Here is a 16,959-nt window from a genome sequence, read left to right as displayed (position 1 = left end):
CGTCACAGCCCCTCCTCCCCGGCCTCGGGGCCTAGCGGGCGGGCCGGCGTGTGCTCGGTGCTGGTGCGCGGCCGGGTCTCGGGCGCGAACACCCAGAACGCCGCCGCGCTCAGCAGGATCGCCCCGCTCACCGCGAACGCCGACCCGTAGGACATGTACTGCGCGATCTGCCCGACCGCCAGGGAACCGAGGATCGCCCCGAAGTCTGAGGACATCTGGAACGTCGCCACGGCGGTGCCACCGCGGGCCTTGCTGCCGACGATGTCGGCCACCGCCGCCTGCTGCGGGGAGATGAAGATGCCCGTCGCCGCCCCCGTCACGTACGCCGCGGCCAGGAACAGCGGCAGCGACGTCGTGAAGCCCACCAGCACGGTCGTCACCGCCGCCACCGGCAGTCCGATCAGCAACGGGAGGCGCCGGCCCACCCGGTCGGACAGGTAGCCGCTGAGGATCACCACCGATACGTTCCCGACCGCGAACGTGGCCAGCGCCAGCCCCGCGACGCCGGCACCCCGGTGCAGCACCTCGACGACGAACAGCGGCACCAGCGCCACCCGCAGCCCGAACGCCGACCACCCGGTCGCGAAGTTAGACGCCAGGGCGGCCCGGTAGGCGCGGTTGCGCAGCGCGGCCCGCACGCTGAGCGCCGTCTCGGTCTGCTCGCCGGGGGTGGCCAGCGACGACGTCCGCAGCACGATCAGCACGACGGCCGCCGCGACGAGCAGCGCGATCCCGTAGATCACGAACGGCATCGACAAGCCCAGCCCGGCGGTGAGGCTGCCCAGGACGGGCCCGCCAACCGAACCGACGAGGAACGCCGAGGTGAACATGCCCGACACCCGGCCGCGCGCGCCCGCCGGGGAAATCCTGATCATCAGGCCGAGCGAGGACACCGTGAACATCGCCGAGCCAAGGCCGCCGAGCGACCGGAAGGCCAGCAGCTGCCAATACGTTTGGGCGAAGGCACACGCCCCGGTGGACAGCGCGACGATCAGCAGCCCTGAGACGTAGACCCGCCGCTCCCCCAACCGCTGCACCAGCAGACCGGCAGGCGGGGCGCCCACCAGGCGCATCAGCGCGAACGCGGTGATCACGAACGTGGCCGCGCTGATGCTGACCCCGAAGTTGCGGGCGTACTGCGGCAACACCGGCGCCACCACGCCGTAGCCGAGGGCGACGATCACGTTGCAGAAGATCAGCACCCAGACTTCGCTGGGCAGCTTCTCCTTGGGGGGCGCCGGACAGTCTGCCTCCGCGTCGGATGTCACGCTATGACTGTATTCACCACGTCCTTGGCCGCCTGCTGCACCTCGGCCAGGTGCTCCGGGCCCTTGAACGACTCGGCGTAGATCTTGTACACGTCCTCAGTGCCCGACGGCCGCGCCGCGAACCACGCATTCTCGGTGGTCACCTTCAGCCCGCCCAGCGGTGCCCCGTTGCCCGGTGCGGTCGTCAGCTTCGCGGTGATCGGCTCTCCGGCCAGCTCGGTCGCGCTCACCTGCTCCGGTGACAGCTTGGCCAGGCGCGCCTTCTGCTCGCGGTTGGCCGGCGCGTCGATGCGGGCGTAGGTCGGCGCGCCGTACTTCTCGGCCAGTTCGGCGTAGCGCTGCGACGGCGTCGACCCGGTGACGGCCAGGATCTCCGAGGCCAGCAACGCCAGGATGATGCCGTCCTTGTCAGTGGTCCACACCGACCCGTCGTTGCGGAGGAACGACGCACCCGCGCTCTCCTCACCACCGAATCCGATTGTCCCGCCGATCAACCCGTCGACGAACCACTTGAACCCGACGGGCACCTCGACCAGTTTGCGGCCCAGCCCGTCGACCACCCGGTCGATGATCGAGCTGCTGACCGCCGTCTTGCCCACGGCGGTCGACCCTGGCCAGTTCGGCCGGTGCGAGTACAGGTAGTCGATGGCGACGGCCAGATAGTGGTTCGGGTTCATCAGGCCGCCGTCGGGGGTCACGATGCCGTGCCGGTCGGAGTCGGCGTCGTTGCCGGTCGCGATCTGGAAGTCACCGATCTTTCCAATCAGCGAGGCCATCGCGTTCGGCGAGCTGCAATCCATCCGGATCTTGCCGTCGGTGTCCAGCGTCATGAACCGCCAGGTGGCGTCGACGAGCGGGTTGACGACTTCGAGGTTGAGCCCGTGGCGTTCGGCGATCACGCCCCAGTAGTCGACGCTGGCGCCGCCGAGCGGGTCGGCCCCGATCCGGATCGTCTCGGCGCGGATGGCGTGGACGTCGACGACGTTGGGCAAATCGTCGACGTAGGCGTTGAGGTAGTCATGGCGTTCGGCGGTCCGCAACGCCCGCGCCAACGGGATCCTCTTCACCTCCGCCAGCCCACCGCGCAGGATCTCGTTGGCGCGCTTGGCGATCACGCCCGTCGCATCGGTATCGGCGGGTCCGCCGTTGGGCGGGTTGTACTTGAAGCCACCGTCACGGGGCGGGTTGTGCGACGGGGTGACGACGATGCCGTCAGCGAGGTCCGAATCGCGACCGCGGTTGAACTGCAGGATCGCATGGCTGACCGCCGGCGTGGGGGTGTACCGGTCGGCCCCGTCGATCATTACGACGACGTCGTTGGCGGCGAGCACCTCCAGGGCGGACGACCACGCCGGCTCGGACAGCGCGTGCGTGTCACGACCGATGAACAGCGGGCCCGTGGTGCCCTGTGATGCGCGGTACTCGACGATGGCCTGTGTCGTGGCCAGGATGTGCGCTTCGTTGAACGCGGCGTCCAGGCTCGACCCGCGATGCCCCGAGGTGCCGAACGTCACCTGCTGGTTGACGTCCTCGGGGTCTGGCACCACCGAGTAATAGGCGGTGACCACTTGGGCGACGTCGATGAGGTCTTCGGGAAGCGCCGGTTGTCCGGCACGGGGGTTGGCAGCCATGGATGTGATTCTGCCCCTTCGGCGGGTCACTCACGCCCGCGTCACCAAGAATTCGCCTACAGCGCCCACATCGCCGCGAGGCCGGCGGCACAACCGGCGACCGAGAGCACCAGCGAGCCGAGCGCGTTGGCCAGGGCCAAACCCGGGCGCCCCTGTTGTACCAGCCGTACGGTCTCGAAGCTTGCGGTGCTGAAAGTCGTGTAGCCGCCGCAGAATCCGGTGCCGAGCACGGTCTGCCACGTCGCCGGCTGACCGTGGAACAGCACCGCACCGGCGAGGAGGCCCAGCGCGAGCGAACCGGTGACGTTGATGGCCACCGTCGCAAGGGGAAACGCGGTCTGCCACCGGCGCTTCACCGTCGAGTCGAGCGTGAACCGTGCGACGGCTCCGAGGGCCCCGGCGAGCAAGGTCAGCGCGACGATCACGACACGACCCGCCGCCGGCGCACGGCCGAGGCGGCCACGATGCCGAGCCACGCCGTCACGACACCGCCCACCACGCTGACGAGACCGTAGGCCACGGCGGTGCCGACGTGACCACCCCGGGTCAGCGAGACCGTCTCCAGCGCGAAGGTGCTGTAGGTGGTGAACGCACCGCATCCACCGGTGCCGGCGAAGAGACGGGCCCGCAGGCGCCAGCCCGAGTCGTCGCCGAGCCGGGCCAGCGCCTCCAGCAGGGCGCCGAGCACGAAGGCTCCGAAGAGGTTGATCGAGAAGGTCGCCCACGGCCAGCCCGCGCCGTCGTGGGGCAGCACCACCTCGCCGTAGTACCGCAGCGCGGTGCCAAGGACGCCGCCGCCGAACACCCACGCCCACGACGACGGGCGCAGGTGCAGGGGTCTGCTGACACTTGTCGCAACGTCGGGATCCGACGGCAACTCCGCGTGCGGATCAGTGCCCCACCAAGCCATTGGCGGGACTGTACCGGCTCAGTCGACGAGCACCACACCGGTGCACACCAGGGCGGCCACCTTCACGACTTCGAGTGCCACGTAGGTGACGTGGGCCTTCGACCGCCGGCTCTCGTCGCCCTCGAGGACCGCGGTGGTGCGACGCGACAGCAGGGGCCGCACGGCGATCGTCTGGGTGAGCAACGCGCCGACCGCGACGCACAGCGCGACGTTGAGCGACGTCGGCGTCTCGTGGGTGAACAGCGCCACCGAGATCACCACCGCGAACACGTATTCGAAGACGTTGAGCGCGCGAAAGACCAACCGCCCGATGCCAAGACCGATGCGCAGCGTGACACCGGGTGCGCGAAACTTCAGCGGCGCCTCGACGAACGAGATGGCCAGCACCATTCCGATCCACATGAAGACCGCGGCCGTCGCCCATCTGGTACCCGCGTCCACGTCGGCAGCCTACGACGGGGATGGAAGGGTTGAGGGATGCTTGCTCGAGACACCCTCTACGCCGACGTCTCCGAGTGGCAGGTGCCCGTCGACGACCGCTATCCGCACCGCGTCCTGTGCATTCGCTCCAACGACGGCGACCACCGCGACCGCAATTGGCCCGTAAACCATCCGTGGTGCCGAAGCCGTTGCGACGCAGGCACACTCGAGTTCTTCATCGCCTACTTCGTCTGGCGGCCGAACTGGCGCCGCACGGTCGACGTCTTCAAGGAGATGGTCGGCGCTCCGCATCCGAGGATGGCGGTGATGATCGACGTGGAGAGCTGGGGCGGCCAGATCACCGGTGACCAGTCCGACGGCGTCAACCGGGCCTACTGGGCCGTCGCCGACTGGTTGGGCGACCGTCGACGCGTCATCGGGTACGGCAACGTCGACGACCTCGACCGGTTGTGGCCGGTCAAACCCGAGGGCATCCGCCTGGTGGTCGGCGCCTACGGCACCAACCCAGACTATCCCGGCAAGGTGGCCCACCAGTACACCGACGGCCAGGGCTACGGCACGGGTCTCGAACCAGGGACGGCGTTGCCCGACGGGGCCCCTCCCTTCGGTTACTGCGACATGAATTCCGCCGACGGCTACACGCCACGACAGTTTGCCGCCGCCTGCGGCATAGGCGGCACGGGTGAGGGCGACGTTCCGTAATCTCGGCGCGGGACACACCGGGACGGCGGGAGGGTGGGCATGAGGATTCGACGCGGGTGTCTTCTCGCCGTCGCCACGGTGTTGATCGCAGGGTGCACCCCGAACGCCGGGCAATCCACGGCGTCCCCGTCGTCGTCACCTCCGGTCTCCACCGCCACGACCGATGCGCCCACCGTCGCCCCGACCGCCGATGCCCCGTCCTCGCGCACCGTCAACTGGTTCGACCTGGCTCCCGGGGACTGTCTGGCAGGACCGCCGCCGGTCGACCCGACCGTGATCGAGGTCGCGGTCGTCGACTGCACGACGCCGCACCGCGCCGAGGTGTTTCGGCGGGCACCGCTGGCGGTCGACACGGCCGTGGCCGACGTGGCGACCGCGAAGTGCGACGACGGGTTCACCGCCTACACCGGGGAGCCCGTCGACGTCGGCACGTTCACCATCACCTACCTCATCGACTCCAATCAGAATCGCACGGCGTCCAACCCCGATCCAAGCACCGTGATCTGCATGCTGGAGGCCGCCGACGGTCGCGTCCTGACCGTGCCTGCCCGACGCTGACCTACTGCTCCCCCGCGTCGCCCTCGTCGGGAACGGATTCGACGAGAAGCGCCATGCCGTGGTGGCGCGGCATCTCGACGGCGAAGCTGTGCAGATCGTCGACCGTGCCGACCGTCTTGCCGGTGAACATGTCCATCACGTGGCTGCCGGGCGGCAGGTGTTCGGACCGGACGCTGCCCGCGATGTCCTCGTTGGCGAAGTTGAGGATGGTCAGCTGGTGCTGGCCGTCCTCGAGTTCGTGGACCATCACCAGCATGCCCTTCTGGGACACCTCGGGGATGTCGACCTGGCGGCTGGTGGCGATGCCGTAGTGCGAGCGAACCTTGAGGATGGCCTGCAACTGCCGCAGGAAGCTGGTCTCGTCGGCCAGCTGCTCGGGGATCGAGCCGTACAGGCTGCGGCCGCGCGGCATGCCCGCCATCGACCGCGTCGCGGCCGGGTTGACGCCCATCAGGTCGTGCCCCGCACGGTGGATCCAGCGGGTGTCCCCGCCCCGCAGCAGCTCGGCCACCTCGTTCGCAGGCAGGGTCAACATGCCGCACATGTCCCATCCCGACAAGGCGAACACCCCCGGCTGCAGCGCGTTGAACATCGCCAGCAGCAGGTGCGCGCGCCGGATGGGGTCGACGTCGTCGATCTCGTCGAGGTCGGTGACGCCCAGTGACGCGGCGACGACCGTGGCGGTGGTCGAGGCGATCCCGTTGGTGGTGAACACCTGGTTGTACGGCGCCTTCTCCCCGGTGAGTTGCGCGAGCATCTCCTGACGCACCGATTCGCCAAGTTCCTCGCCGGTGACCTCTTCACCGCGGTAGGTGTAGACGTCGTCGCGGTGCCCGGTCGACCAGTGCACCAACTCGTAGGTCAACTCGTCGTGGTTCTGCAGGGCGTGCACCAGCGACGCGGGGTCGACGCCCAGCTCGATGCACGTGCGCAGCGTCAGCCGCAGGAATTCGGTGTCCCCGGTGGCCAACGCGTGCTGGTAGGCGGGTCGGTTGATGAAGTCATAGGACAGGTCCGCACCGGCCTCACCGGTCTGACGAATGTCGTCGATCGTCAGGTTCAGCTCCTGGAAGGTGAACCCGCCAACCTTGCGGACCATGCTGGCGATCAAGTGGTTGGCCGCCTCGGAGAGCGGGTGCCCCTCCGACCAGGCCGGGCTGCCCTCGGCCGCGCTCTTCTCGACGCCGAGGAAGCCGTTGGCGTCGAGGCGTAGCGCGCCGGTGCCGAGGTCGGTCAGTGAATGCAGGGCGTCGCCCATCACCATCCGCATGCCGGCAAACGTCGGGTCCAGCCAGTTGATCGAGGGCTGACCGTCCTTGAAGTAGTGCAGGTACACCCAGCGGCGCTCGACGCCGTCGACGCCGAGGACGGGCCGGGTGACGCTCCAGTTGGTCTCCTTGACGCCCTCGGCGTAGAAGATGACGCGCTGCAGCTTGCCGATGATGTAGCCGGCCTTGTCGAGCCACTCCTCGGTCGCGGCGTCGATGTTGACCGAGTCGACCCCCTCGGGGGTGTCGGGCAGCTCGTGCCAGTCCCGGGGGTCGATCTCCACCATGTGGTAGATGCCCGGGTAGTCCGCGTACTTCATCTCCGCGAGCCGGAAGTCGGCGCCCTTGCCGGTGTGACCGGGGACGACGTCGTCGATGATGGTGCCGCCGTACCAGTTCGCGGTGGCGCACATCTTGCGGAACTCGTCCTCGGTGCCGAACGCCGGGTCGATCTGGGTGCTGATGCGGTCGAAGTGCCCGTCGACGCTGGAGGTGTACTCCCACCCGGAGATGCCGCCCGCGCGCTTGACCGGACCGGTGTGGATGCCTTCGATGCCGATCTCGGAGAAGGCCTTCCACATCTCCTCGTCGGCCATGGCCGTGAGGAAGGACTCGTCGGGTCGGGTGATCAACGACAGCGGGTAGGCGGTGAACCACACCGACGCGGCGTTGACCGCGGCCCGCGGATCGGGGTTGGCGAACGGGTTCTGCCACATCGAGCCCTGGCCGGAGAACTGCTGGCTGATCTCGTTGGCGTCGGCGAGCATCGACTGTGACAGCAGCCAGGTCACGTACGCGGGATTGTCGGCGGTCGCCGATCCGTCCTGGGCCAGCGAGCGGCGCGCGAACGGCGCCTTGACGCGCGGGCGGAAGCGCAGCGTGCGCGGCCGGGCCGGGTGCAGATGTTCGGCGTAAGTGATGTCAGAGGGCTCGTGCGTCTGATCGTCGCTCACCGTGTCCGTCATCTACGTCCTCACCATCCGATACCGTCCGATACCACTCGATTGCCGTGCCTGATCTCCGTGGCGCGCAGCCACGATCCGTCCCCTCGGGCGGTATAGCCGTTGGTCGAATCTTGAAACTTGGGCCCCACCAATCTAGGCCGACTCCCCGACCGCGGCGCTGCGACCGTCTCGGCGTGCAACGATCGGGCGGTGAAGGAGTTCCTCGACTTCCTTGGCGAGCAGTCACCATACGACCGCCTCGACGACGACGACCTGCGCCGACTGGCCAGCGCCGTCGACGTCGAGTACTTCACGGCGGGCACCGTCATCGTCGAGGCCGACGCGGCGCCGCTGGACTGCCTGTACGTCATCCGTGTGGGTGCCGTGGAGATTCTCGACCGCGGGCGCAGCACCGACGTCCTGGGCGCCGGGGAGACCTTCGGTCACATCTCGGTGCTCTCCGGGCTGCCGCCACCGCTACAGGTGCGCGCCGTCGAGGACACGCTGTGCTACCGGCTGCCCGACCCGCGCACCCTGCTCGCTCATCCCGACCGCCTCCGGTTCGCCCACTACGGTGGGCTGGTCGCCAGGGAGCGGCTGTTCAGCTCCGGGGAATCCTTCGCCCGGTTGGAACGACCGATCGGCGACGTCGCCCACCCGATCACCTGGTGCGAGGCCGACGACACCATCCGCGCCGTCGCCGCGTCGATGACCGCCGCAGGCCGCTCCTGTGCCCTGTTCCGCAGCGACGGCCGGATCGGGATCGTCACCGACGACGACTTCCGCCGGCGGGTCGCCACCGGCGAGGTCGGCGTGGACGCGCCGATCTCCACCATCGCGAGCGTCCCCGCAATCTCCATGAGCGTGGACCGGACGGTCAGCACTGCGTATCTGTTCATGGTCGAGCAGGGCATTCACCACCTCGTCGTCGTCGACGCGGTCGGCACCGCCGTCGGCGTCGTCCGCGTGGTCGACATGGCGGCCGCCGAGGTCCGCAATCCGTTGGTGATCCGCTCGGCCGTCGCGGCGGCGGACACGATGGACGAACTCGTCGACGCGTGCCGGTTGCTGACGCCGACGACGATTGAACTGTGGGACGCCGGCCTGCCCGTCGAGCACCTCGGTGCCCTGCTCTCGGCGATGATCGAGTCGATCTACCGCAAGGTCGTCGAATTGCACACGGCCACCGACCCGTTCGCCAACCTGGACTGCGCGTGGCTGTTGATGGGGTCCCTTGGTCGGCGCGAACCGCTGCCCAACTCCGACGTCGACACCGCCCTGGCGTGGGCGGTGCGGGGGCCCGAAGAATCCACCCCGACTCGCGAGGACGTCGCCGCGGCCACCGCTTCGGTCGTGGCGGCCCTGAGCCAGTGCGGTCTCGCGCCGTGCCCGCAGGGTCTCAACGCCTCGACGCCGCTGTTCAACCGGTCCTCGCGGCAGTGGCGTGAGATCGCCGACCTCTGGCGGGCCCATCCCGAGAACGTCGACTACCTGCTGATGGCCTCGACGGTGCTCGACGCGCGCCCCGTCACCCGCCCGGTGCTGATCCAACCGCTACGGGCGGCCCTCGTCGGCGGCGTCGGGCGTGACGCCTTCACGCGGTCGCTGAGCCGCTTCTCCATGCACGACCGCCCGCCCAGCGGCTTCGTCCGGGGTTTCGTGGTCGAGCACTTCGGCGAGCAGAAGAAGCACCTCAACCTGAAGAAGGCCGGCTTGCGGCCGGTGGCGTCGCTGGCCCGCGCCCTGGCCCAACGCACCGGCGACCCAACGGGATCCACCCCCCAACGCCTGGACCGTGCCCGCCGCAGCGGCTTGCTGACCGCTGACGAGGCCGACGCGCTGTCGGGTGCGTTCAGCCTCTTCTACCACCTGGTGTTCGACAGTCAGATCACCGCGATCAAGGCGGGCCTGCCCGTGGTCTCGGCCATCGACCCGGCGACGCTGGACCCCCTGGAACGACGCCACCTCCGCAGCGCCTTCCGGACCATCAGTGGCATCCAGGACCGGTTGAGCCGCAAATGGTTTGGTTACGACGGACTGTGAGGCCGAAGTGACCGACTGGATCCGCCGGGTTCGTCCGCGCCGGCCGCGGCGCTCGACCGACGCCGACGTCGACTGGCGCACGGACACGTTCGTGGTGGTCGACCTGGAGACCACCGGCCTCGACCCGCGGCACGATCACATCGTGTCCTACGGCGCGGTGACCGTCCGCGAGGGCCGGGTGAGGACCTCGGAGTCGGTGTACGGACTCGTTCACGCGCCCCGAGACGTACCGGGGAGCTCGGTCAAGTTCCACGGACTGCGCACCCAGGACCTTCAGGACGCCCCCTCGCTGGCTGACTGCGTGGCCGCACTGGACGGGTTCATCGGCGACCATCCGGTGGTGGCTCATTGCGCGTGGGTGGAACGGTCGTTCCTGCGCAAGGCATTTCGTCAGTCGTATCACCCGTTCAGCAGTTCGATCGTCGACACCGCCGTCCTCGCCCAGAACGTCCTCGGCGTCGAACTCGAACGTGGCCAGTCGATTTCGCTGGAGTACGCCAGCACGGCCCTTGGGCTTCCCGTGCACGCGCCCCACCATGCCCTGGGCGACGCCGTGACCACCGCGAGCCTGTTCATCGCCGTGGCCGGTCAGTTGGAGCGCGGCCGCACCCTGACCACGGCGATGCTTCTGGAGATGTCGGAAGCGCCGCGCTGACCCGACGACACGTCAGCTCGGGTACCCGCCGCGCAGCGCGTCGACGACGGCGACCAGCTCGCGCGACGGCCGTCCCGGCAGCCGGGCGACCAACGTTCGGCGACGCTCCTTGGGCCCACCCTGCACGCGAACCAGGTGGACGCCGTCGGGCAGCACCTCGGCCAGCCGCGGCGGGACGGTCGTCACCCCGCAGCCCGCGGCGACGAGTTGCAGCTTGGTCAGCCAGTCCCGTGCGGTGTGCACGACGCGCGGACGACCCGCCAGGCCCGGCCACACCCCCAGCAGCGCCTCGCCACCGGTCGACGGGCTGGCAATCCAGTCGACGTCGGACAGTTCGTCGACGTCCACCACGGCGCGGCCCGCGAAGGGTCCGACCGTGGCGACGGCCAGCACGAGACCCGTCTCGTCGATCATCTCGGTGACGAGGGCGGGCTGTTCGTGGTCCGGCGGACGGTACGGAGCGCGCGACGAGATCACCGCCAAGTCGACTGTGCCCGCCCGCAGCGCCCGGACCAGCGCCGGGGTGGTTCCGTCGCGGCTGACGACGCGAATGTCGGGACGCTGCTCGCGCAGGGTTCGCAGGGCCTTGGGCAGGATCAGCGCGCCCGCGCTGATGAACGTGCCGAGCCGGACGAGATGAACCTCGGGTTCGACGCCGTCGAGTTCGCGTGTGGCAGCGTCGATCTCGTCGAGCACCACGCGGGCGTGGCGCAGCAGCGTCGCGCCAGCCGTCGTCAGGCGCACGCCGCCGCGATGGCGTTCGAAGAGCGTGGCGCCCGTCTCTCGTTCGAGTGCGGCGATCTGCCGCGAGATCGCGGACTGCGTGTAGCCGAGCTCCGCGGCGGCGGCGGTAAAGCTGCCGCGCTCGGCGGTGCTGCGCAGCACCCGCAGTCCGGTCAGCGATGGTTCCATGCGTCAACGTCATACCACCCATGCCGAACCGTCGCATTGAACATGGCATCGACGGCCCCGCCTCGACGGTTGTGCCGGATGTCGAAGGGAGACGGACATGTTGGCAGCCGTATTGGAACGGTTCGGGAATGCAGCCGCGGAAGCGCTGGCGATCAAGGAGGTGCCCGAGCCCGTGGTGGGCACGGGCGAGGTACTGGTGGACGTGCTCGCGACGTGCATACCGCCCTATGCCGCAGAAGTGTTCAGCGGCGAACGGCGATATCCCCTGGAACCGCCGGTCATCTCGGGGGTCGGCGCGATCGGACGCGTGGTTCGGAGCAGCCCCGACGCCACTCGGCTTCGCCCCGGTGACCTGGTGTGGTGCGATCCGACCGTCCGGTCGCGCGACGACGCGGTGACACCGGACATCACGCTGCAGGGCTGGAGTTCGGCGGGCGCCGGCGGCGTGACGTTGTCGCGATACTTCCACGACGGGCCGTTCGCCGAGCGGATGCTGGTGCCCACCGAGAACGTCTTCCCGCTGGGTGAGGTGGACGAGGCCGAGCTGCCGCGGTGGGCCGCGCTGGTCGTGCTGCTGGTGCCCTACGGCGGCCTCCTGGCCGCCGATCTGCGCGCCGGCGAGACGGTGCTGGTCAGCGGCGCGACGGGCAACTTCGGCAGCGCCGGCGTGGCCGTCGCGCTCGCAATGGGCGCGGCCACGGTCGTGTGCCCCGGTCGCAACGAGGCCGTGCTGGCCGATCTGGTCGCGCGCTTCGGCGAGCGCGTGCGACCGGTGGTGCTGACCGGGGACGGCGACGCCGACCGGGCAGCGATGCAGGCGGCCGCGCGGGGCCCAGTCGACGTCGTGCTCGACTTGCTGCCGCCGAGCGCTAATGCCGCGGTGGCCAGGGCGGCTGCGATGACGGTGCGTCCCTACGGTCGCGTCGTCCTGATGGGTGGGGTGGGGATGCTCGGCGGTGAGGACCTCGCGCTGCCGTACCCCTGGCTGATGCGCAACTCGGTGACCGTGCGGGGTCAGTGGATGTACCCGCGGACGGCGAACGTCGGGCTCATCAACATGATTCGCAGCGGCGTACTGGACCTCGCCCGCGAACGTGTCACGGTGTTTCCACTCGTCCGCGCAAATGAGGCGGTGCGTTTCGCCGCGGCGCACGGCAATCCGTTCGATCGGACCGTACTGTGTCCTCGAACTGACCTCGGCGAGCGGGCCGCTACCTGAGCCCGCACTGAGAATCAGCTGATGTGTCTTCGTGCGTCGAGGTGAAACCGAGGGTGCGCGTTTGATCCCGTTTGGCGACGGGAACAAGCTGGCCACCGTCCACGTTGTCGTGACGCCGGCACTGGACTCGAAAGGACGAAAATGGCTACTGATTACGACGCGCCACGCCAGAAGGAAACCGACGACGTCGCCGACGAATCGCTCGAGGCTCTGGCTGGACGTCGCAACGACGCCGCCACCGCCGTACTCGACGTCGACGACGGTGAAGAACTAGAGGACTTCGAGCTCCCGGGTGCCGACCTCTCCGGTGAGGAGTTCACCGTTCGGGTCATCCCCAAGCAGCGCGACGAGTTCACGTGCTCGAGTTGCTTCCTGGTGCAGCACAGCCACCGGCTGGCCCGTCAGGTCGGCGACCGGATGATCTGCGCCGACTGCGCCTGAGGTCGACTCGTTAGACGCCGCGCTCGACGGGGAGCAATCCTCGCTCGACCGCGGCGACCAGCGCGGCGTGGTCGGCCTCCGTCTGGTCGGCGTACCGCCGGGCGAACGTGCAGAGCGCCTTGTCGACTCGACTCGATCCACCCATGTACCCGGCGATCATCGACGCGCCACTCGTCCGCGCGTGTCCCTTTGCGAGCAACTGGCCGACCACCCCTGAGTAGTCGGTGAGTGCGGCGGCGTCCATCGCGTCCAACGGGATTCGGCCCTTCATGTTCCGGAACTGCCGCACGTAGTACTGCAGCCCGTCCATCGTCGTCCAGCCCAGCAGTGGGTCGCTGACCGTCTGCAGTGACTGCTGGTACTCGACGACGCGTTGCCCCTGGTGTGCGTGCCACGCGGAGTCACCGTGGACGTGGCGGGCCAGGACGGACCGCCGCGCCTGCTTGAGTTGCAGGAACACCACGTCCGAGGACGACGATCCCTCAAGCAGCGCCACATAGGCGCGCAGACCGACGCTCCCGACGCCGACGACCTTGTGGGCGACGTCGACGAGGGTGTAGCCGCCCAGCACGCGGCGCCAGTAGGACGGCAGCGTCTCCAGGTACGCGTCGAGCGCTTCGGCGAGCAGGTCGGCTTCCCGGGGCGTGGGCCGCGTGATCAGCGGTGGCTCCTCGACGATTCGCCGTCGACCCCGCACCTCGTGGGTGAACCGGGGCAGCGCACGGTCCCCCGTGCGGTGCCTCGCCCGCTCGGCTGAGCGGGCCACCTGTTCCTGCAGCGGGCCCTCGGTCTGAGCCGCCAGCCGGTCGACGTCGAGGCGTTCGAACGACCTGGTGAACAGCGGCAGGTCGGCGAGCCGGCGCAGCTCGTGGCGGTACGCCGCGACACATGACCGCACCGAGGCGGCGCAGTCGTCCTCGGAGGTGCCGTTGTGCCGTCCGGCAACCCAGATGCTCGCCACCAACCGGCGGAGATCCCATTCCCACCCACCCGGATGCGCCTCGTCGAAGTCGTTGAGGTCGATGACCAGATCGCGTTCCGGTGAGGCGTAGAAGCCGAAGTTGCCCAGGTGCGAGTCGCCGCACACGACGGGCACGATGCCGGTCGACGGCAGTCGTGCGACGTCGTCGGCCATCACCACCGCCGTGCCGCGCAGGAAACCGTAGGGCGAGGCGACCATGCGGCCGACCCGGATGGGGATCAGCCGGTCGACGCGACCGCGATGGCTCTCGTTGATCAGGTCGACCGGGTTGGGCCGGTCCGCCGGTGCGGTCCAGTCGGCGAGTGTGCGGCGCGGCACCTGCTTGCGCAGGCTCTTGCCAAGGGCGTAGCGCTCGGCCCGGCTCACCGGCTGCTGGCGCAGTGACCGGTAGGTGGCGCCGTCGGCCTGCGCCAGGACGGTGTGTCCGCTGGTCGCTCCCCCGCCGTCCATCGGTTGTGATCGTACGACCCGTAAGCTCTCTCCGGCTATGGACGACGACGTGTTGGTGCTTCCCGCTGGGCGGATCCGGGTGTGCCGCGAGGGCAGCATGATTCGGGCGACCGGGTTGCGGTACGCCGTGGCGCGCCGGTTCACGCCGTGCGAGCCCGTGCCCCCCTCCGACGAGGTGGTCGACGCCACCACGCGCGGTCCGGCATGCCCGCAGCTGCCGTCGCGCCTGGCGTTCGTCGTCGGCACGTCGCCAACCGTCCTCACCCAAGACGAGGACTGTCTGGTGCTCGACGTCGTCGCTCCCCCGCTCGGAGGCGTCCCCAAGCCGGTGATGGTGTTCTTCCACGGCGGGGCCTACGTGACCGGCAGCGGCCAGTCGCCCATCCACGACTTGACCGCCATGGCCGAGGAGGGCGACGTCGTCACGGTCACCGTGAACTACCGCCTCGGCGTCTTCGGATACCTCGCCGTGGACGACGTGGCCCCGGCGAACCTCGGCCTGCTCGACCAGATCGCCGCGCTGCGCTGGGTGAGGGACAACGTCGGCGGCTTCGGCGGCGACCCGGAAGACGTGACCATCTTCGGTCAGTCCGCGGGCGCCGACTCGGTGTCCTACCTGATGATCGCCGACGGCACCGAGGGCCTGTTCCGGCGCGTCGTCCTGCAGAGTGCGCCGCTGGGCATCCAGCGTGGCCGAGCGGCGATGAGCGCCGCGATGGGCACGGCCGCCCGCACCGCGTTGGGACCGGATCCGCACACCGCCGACACGCGCGACCTGCTGGTCGCCCAGGGCAGGATCGCCGCGGCGGCAGCCGCATTCGGCACGCAGGCACAGATGCCATTCGGCCCGCAAACCGGGCACTACCCGCTGCCGCCCGAGGACGCGGTGGACGAGCGTCGCCGCGAGGTGGCCGCTCGATTGCCGATGATGATCGGCACGACGGTCGACGACGCCCGGCCGTTCGTGATGCTCAACCCCCGCTTGGCACCGATGTTCGGCGCGCCCGTGGTGGGGGCGACGGCGCGACGGATGCTGGGCACGATCGCCAGCAAGCGATTGTTCGCCGAACCGTCGGAGGCGCTGGCCGCTCGGCATCGCGATGCCGGAGGCCACGCCACCACCTACGTCTTCGACTGGCGGCCGGCCGGCAGTGCGCTCGGTGCGTGCCACTGCCTCGAACTCCCGTTCTTGATGGGCAGTCTCGACGGGTGGGGCACGCCGCCCATGCTCGGGGCCGACCCACAGCGTGCGCTCGCGCAGTGGGGACCGCCCATGCGTCGACTGTGGTGGGAGTTCGCCCGGGGCAGGCGCGACGACGTCGACGGCCATCTCCGGCTGCCCGTGCGCTGAAGACGGCCGTCAGCGCACCTGACTCGTCGCGCCGAAGAAGTCGAGGAGGGCGTGCGGCGCGCCCTGGCCAAGGCACAGTTCAAGGGTGGTGCGGGCTTCGCTCGCCGAGTCGGCGCTGCGGGCGAACGTCGCAAGCTCGTAGGCCTTCACGGCGGCGTCGACGTCGTCGGGGCGTGCGGCGATGGCCAGCGCCAGCTCGGCGCCGTCGAGCATGGCCAGATTCGCGCCCTCACCTCCTGGCGCGGTCAGGTGGGCGGCGTCGCCGAGCAGCGTCACGCCGGGCTGGTGGGCCCACCGGTGGTCGTCGGGAAGGGCATGCAGCGCGCGCGGCACCGGCGGCGTGTCGGATTCGGTGATCAGGTTGGTCAAAGGCGTTGCCCAGCCGTCGAATTCGGCGGCAACGCGGGCGAGCGCACCCGCGCCGTCGGCGAAGTCGACGTCGTCGGCCCAGTCGGCCGGCCGGTTGAGGGCGATGTAGGCGTGCAGGACGGCGCCGGCCTCGCGATGGGCGAAGATCCCCTGCCCCGGGGCCATCGAGAAGAACGATCCCGCACCGACTGCCGCCGCGGCGGCCCGATGGCGTTCGTCGGCGTCGTACAGGTACGTCTCCACGAACGTCGTGCCGACGTATTGCGGGGTGGCCGTCGACACCAGCGGACGCACCCGGGACCAGGCGCCGTCGGCGCCCACCAGCAGCTGGGTCGCGGTGCTGGTGCCGTCGGCGAAGGTGACGTGGTGCCTGCCGTCGCTCAGCGGGGTGACGGCGGCGACCTTGCAGCCCCATCGAACGGTGCCCTCGGGCAGCGAGTCGAGCAGGATGCGACGCAGATCGCCCCGCAACACCTCCGGGCGTCCGAGAGTCCCGTCGTCGGGCTGGTCGAGCAGGACGGTGCCGTCACGGTCGAGCACGCGGGTCGCCTCTGCGCCGCGGTGGATGACGGCGTGGAACTCCTCGGTGAGCTCCGCGGCGTGCAGCGCGACCTGACCGTTCTCGGCGTGGATGTCGAGTTGGCCACCTTGTCGGCGGCTGCCCGGCGCGGGTTCGGCCTCGTAGACCACGGCCTCGACACCGTGGACGTGGAGCACCCGCGCGAGGACGAGGCCGCCGATGCCGGCGCCGACGATCGACACGACGGGAGGAGTCATGGCAGTGCCCTTCGGTTGGAACGACGTTCCAATCATCT

At 69.7% G+C, this 16,959-nt stretch carries 16 protein-coding genes; 7 read left to right on the top strand and 9 right to left on the bottom strand.

Features of this window, described 5'->3' with window-relative positions; translation table 11 throughout:
• Positions 1 to 2: 2 nt before the first annotated feature.
• The 5 genes from H7K45_RS29830 to H7K45_RS29810 are packed head-to-tail and all read right to left on the bottom strand — an operon-like array spanning position 3 to position 4,250.
• Positions 3 to 1,268, bottom strand: a complete 1,266-nt coding sequence (locus tag H7K45_RS29830) for an MFS transporter (protein WP_263999812.1) — start codon at positions 1,266 to 1,268, stop codon at positions 3 to 5.
• Complete coding sequence (pgm, locus tag H7K45_RS29825; protein WP_263999811.1) at positions 1,265 to 2,899, bottom strand: phosphoglucomutase (alpha-D-glucose-1,6-bisphosphate-dependent); 1,635 nt, start codon at positions 2,897 to 2,899, stop codon at positions 1,265 to 1,267. Before pgm ends, H7K45_RS29830 begins: the two co-directional genes overlap by 4 nt.
• A 56-nt stretch (positions 2,900 to 2,955) precedes the next feature.
• Positions 2,956 to 3,324 carry a fluoride efflux transporter CrcB gene (gene crcB, locus H7K45_RS29820; RefSeq protein ID WP_263999810.1) on the bottom strand — a complete coding sequence of 123 codons (369 nt, stop codon included), beginning with the start codon at positions 3,322 to 3,324 and terminating at the stop codon, positions 2,956 to 2,958.
• Positions 3,321 to 3,809: a fluoride efflux transporter CrcB gene (gene crcB / locus H7K45_RS29815; protein ID WP_263999809.1), complete on the bottom strand. Its 489-nt coding sequence runs from the start codon at positions 3,807 to 3,809 to the stop codon at positions 3,321 to 3,323. The genes crcB (H7K45_RS29820) and crcB (H7K45_RS29815) overlap by 4 nt, the downstream gene beginning before the upstream one ends.
• Before the next feature lie 18 nt (positions 3,810 to 3,827).
• Complete coding sequence (locus H7K45_RS29810) at positions 3,828 to 4,250, bottom strand: hypothetical protein (protein ID WP_372512691.1); 423 nt, start codon at positions 4,248 to 4,250, stop codon at positions 3,828 to 3,830.
• A 36-nt stretch (positions 4,251 to 4,286) separates the two neighbouring features.
• Between H7K45_RS29810 and H7K45_RS29805 the strand changes: the two genes are divergently transcribed.
• Both H7K45_RS29805 and H7K45_RS29800 read left to right on the top strand, forming a co-directional pair.
• The gene (locus tag H7K45_RS29805) at positions 4,287 to 4,952 is read left to right on the top strand and encodes a hypothetical protein (protein ID WP_263999808.1); all 666 of its coding nucleotides are present in this window, start codon (positions 4,287 to 4,289) and stop codon (positions 4,950 to 4,952) included.
• Between the two features lie 39 nt (positions 4,953 to 4,991).
• On the top strand, positions 4,992 to 5,510 hold the full coding sequence (locus H7K45_RS29800; protein ID WP_263999806.1) for a septum formation family protein: 519 nt from the start codon (positions 4,992 to 4,994) through the stop codon (positions 5,508 to 5,510).
• Between the two features lies 1 nt (position 5,511).
• Here the strand turns inward: H7K45_RS29800 and treS are convergent, their stop codons facing one another.
• A complete protein-coding gene (treS, locus tag H7K45_RS29795; protein ID WP_263999805.1) occupies positions 5,512 to 7,743 on the bottom strand; it encodes a maltose alpha-D-glucosyltransferase in 2,232 nt (743 codons plus the stop codon).
• A gap of 189 nt (positions 7,744 to 7,932) precedes the next feature.
• Between treS and H7K45_RS29790 the strand changes: the two genes are divergently transcribed.
• Both H7K45_RS29790 and H7K45_RS29785 read left to right on the top strand, forming a co-directional pair.
• On the top strand, positions 7,933 to 9,765 hold the full coding sequence (locus tag H7K45_RS29790; RefSeq protein WP_263999804.1) for a putative nucleotidyltransferase substrate binding domain-containing protein: 1,833 nt from the start codon (positions 7,933 to 7,935) through the stop codon (positions 9,763 to 9,765).
• Between the two features lie 7 nt (positions 9,766 to 9,772).
• Entirely contained in the window at positions 9,773 to 10,420 is a 648-nt protein-coding gene (locus H7K45_RS29785) for a 3'-5' exonuclease (protein ID WP_263999803.1), read from the top strand.
• Positions 10,421 to 10,432: 12 nt separating this feature from the next.
• Here H7K45_RS29785 and H7K45_RS29780 read toward each other — a convergent pair whose 3' ends face one another.
• Positions 10,433 to 11,332: a LysR family transcriptional regulator gene (locus H7K45_RS29780; protein WP_263999802.1), complete on the bottom strand. Its 900-nt coding sequence runs from the start codon at positions 11,330 to 11,332 to the stop codon at positions 10,433 to 10,435.
• Positions 11,333 to 11,429: 97 nt separating this feature from the next.
• Between H7K45_RS29780 and H7K45_RS29775 the strand changes: the two genes are divergently transcribed.
• Positions 11,430 to 12,551 carry a quinone oxidoreductase family protein gene (locus H7K45_RS29775; RefSeq protein WP_263999801.1) on the top strand — a complete coding sequence of 374 codons (1,122 nt, stop codon included), beginning with the start codon at positions 11,430 to 11,432 and terminating at the stop codon, positions 12,549 to 12,551.
• A 141-nt stretch (positions 12,552 to 12,692) separates the two neighbouring features.
• The gene (locus H7K45_RS29770; protein ID WP_263999800.1) at positions 12,693 to 12,992 is read left to right on the top strand and encodes a DUF4193 domain-containing protein; all 300 of its coding nucleotides are present in this window, start codon (positions 12,693 to 12,695) and stop codon (positions 12,990 to 12,992) included.
• Positions 12,993 to 13,002: 10 nt separating this feature from the next.
• On the opposite strand, the gene H7K45_RS29765 is transcribed toward H7K45_RS29770, so the two are convergent.
• On the bottom strand, positions 13,003 to 14,424 hold the full coding sequence (locus H7K45_RS29765) for a DUF2252 domain-containing protein (protein ID WP_263999798.1): 1,422 nt from the start codon (positions 14,422 to 14,424) through the stop codon (positions 13,003 to 13,005).
• A gap of 37 nt (positions 14,425 to 14,461) precedes the next feature.
• Here H7K45_RS29765 and H7K45_RS29760 point away from each other — a divergent pair, with 37 nt between their 5' ends.
• Complete coding sequence (locus H7K45_RS29760; protein ID WP_263999797.1) at positions 14,462 to 15,775, top strand: carboxylesterase family protein; 1,314 nt, start codon at positions 14,462 to 14,464, stop codon at positions 15,773 to 15,775.
• Between the two features lie 9 nt (positions 15,776 to 15,784).
• On the opposite strand, the gene H7K45_RS29755 is transcribed toward H7K45_RS29760, so the two are convergent.
• Positions 15,785 to 16,921 carry an FAD-dependent oxidoreductase gene (locus tag H7K45_RS29755; protein ID WP_263999796.1) on the bottom strand — a complete coding sequence of 379 codons (1,137 nt, stop codon included), beginning with the start codon at positions 16,919 to 16,921 and terminating at the stop codon, positions 15,785 to 15,787.
• Between the last annotated feature and the right edge of the window lie 38 nt (positions 16,922 to 16,959).

Source organism: Mycobacterium yunnanensis, assembly GCF_025823185.1.
GTDB lineage: Bacteria > Actinomycetota > Actinomycetes > Mycobacteriales > Mycobacteriaceae > Mycobacterium > Mycobacterium yunnanensis.
This window is presented reverse-complemented; position numbering and strand designations above follow the sequence as displayed.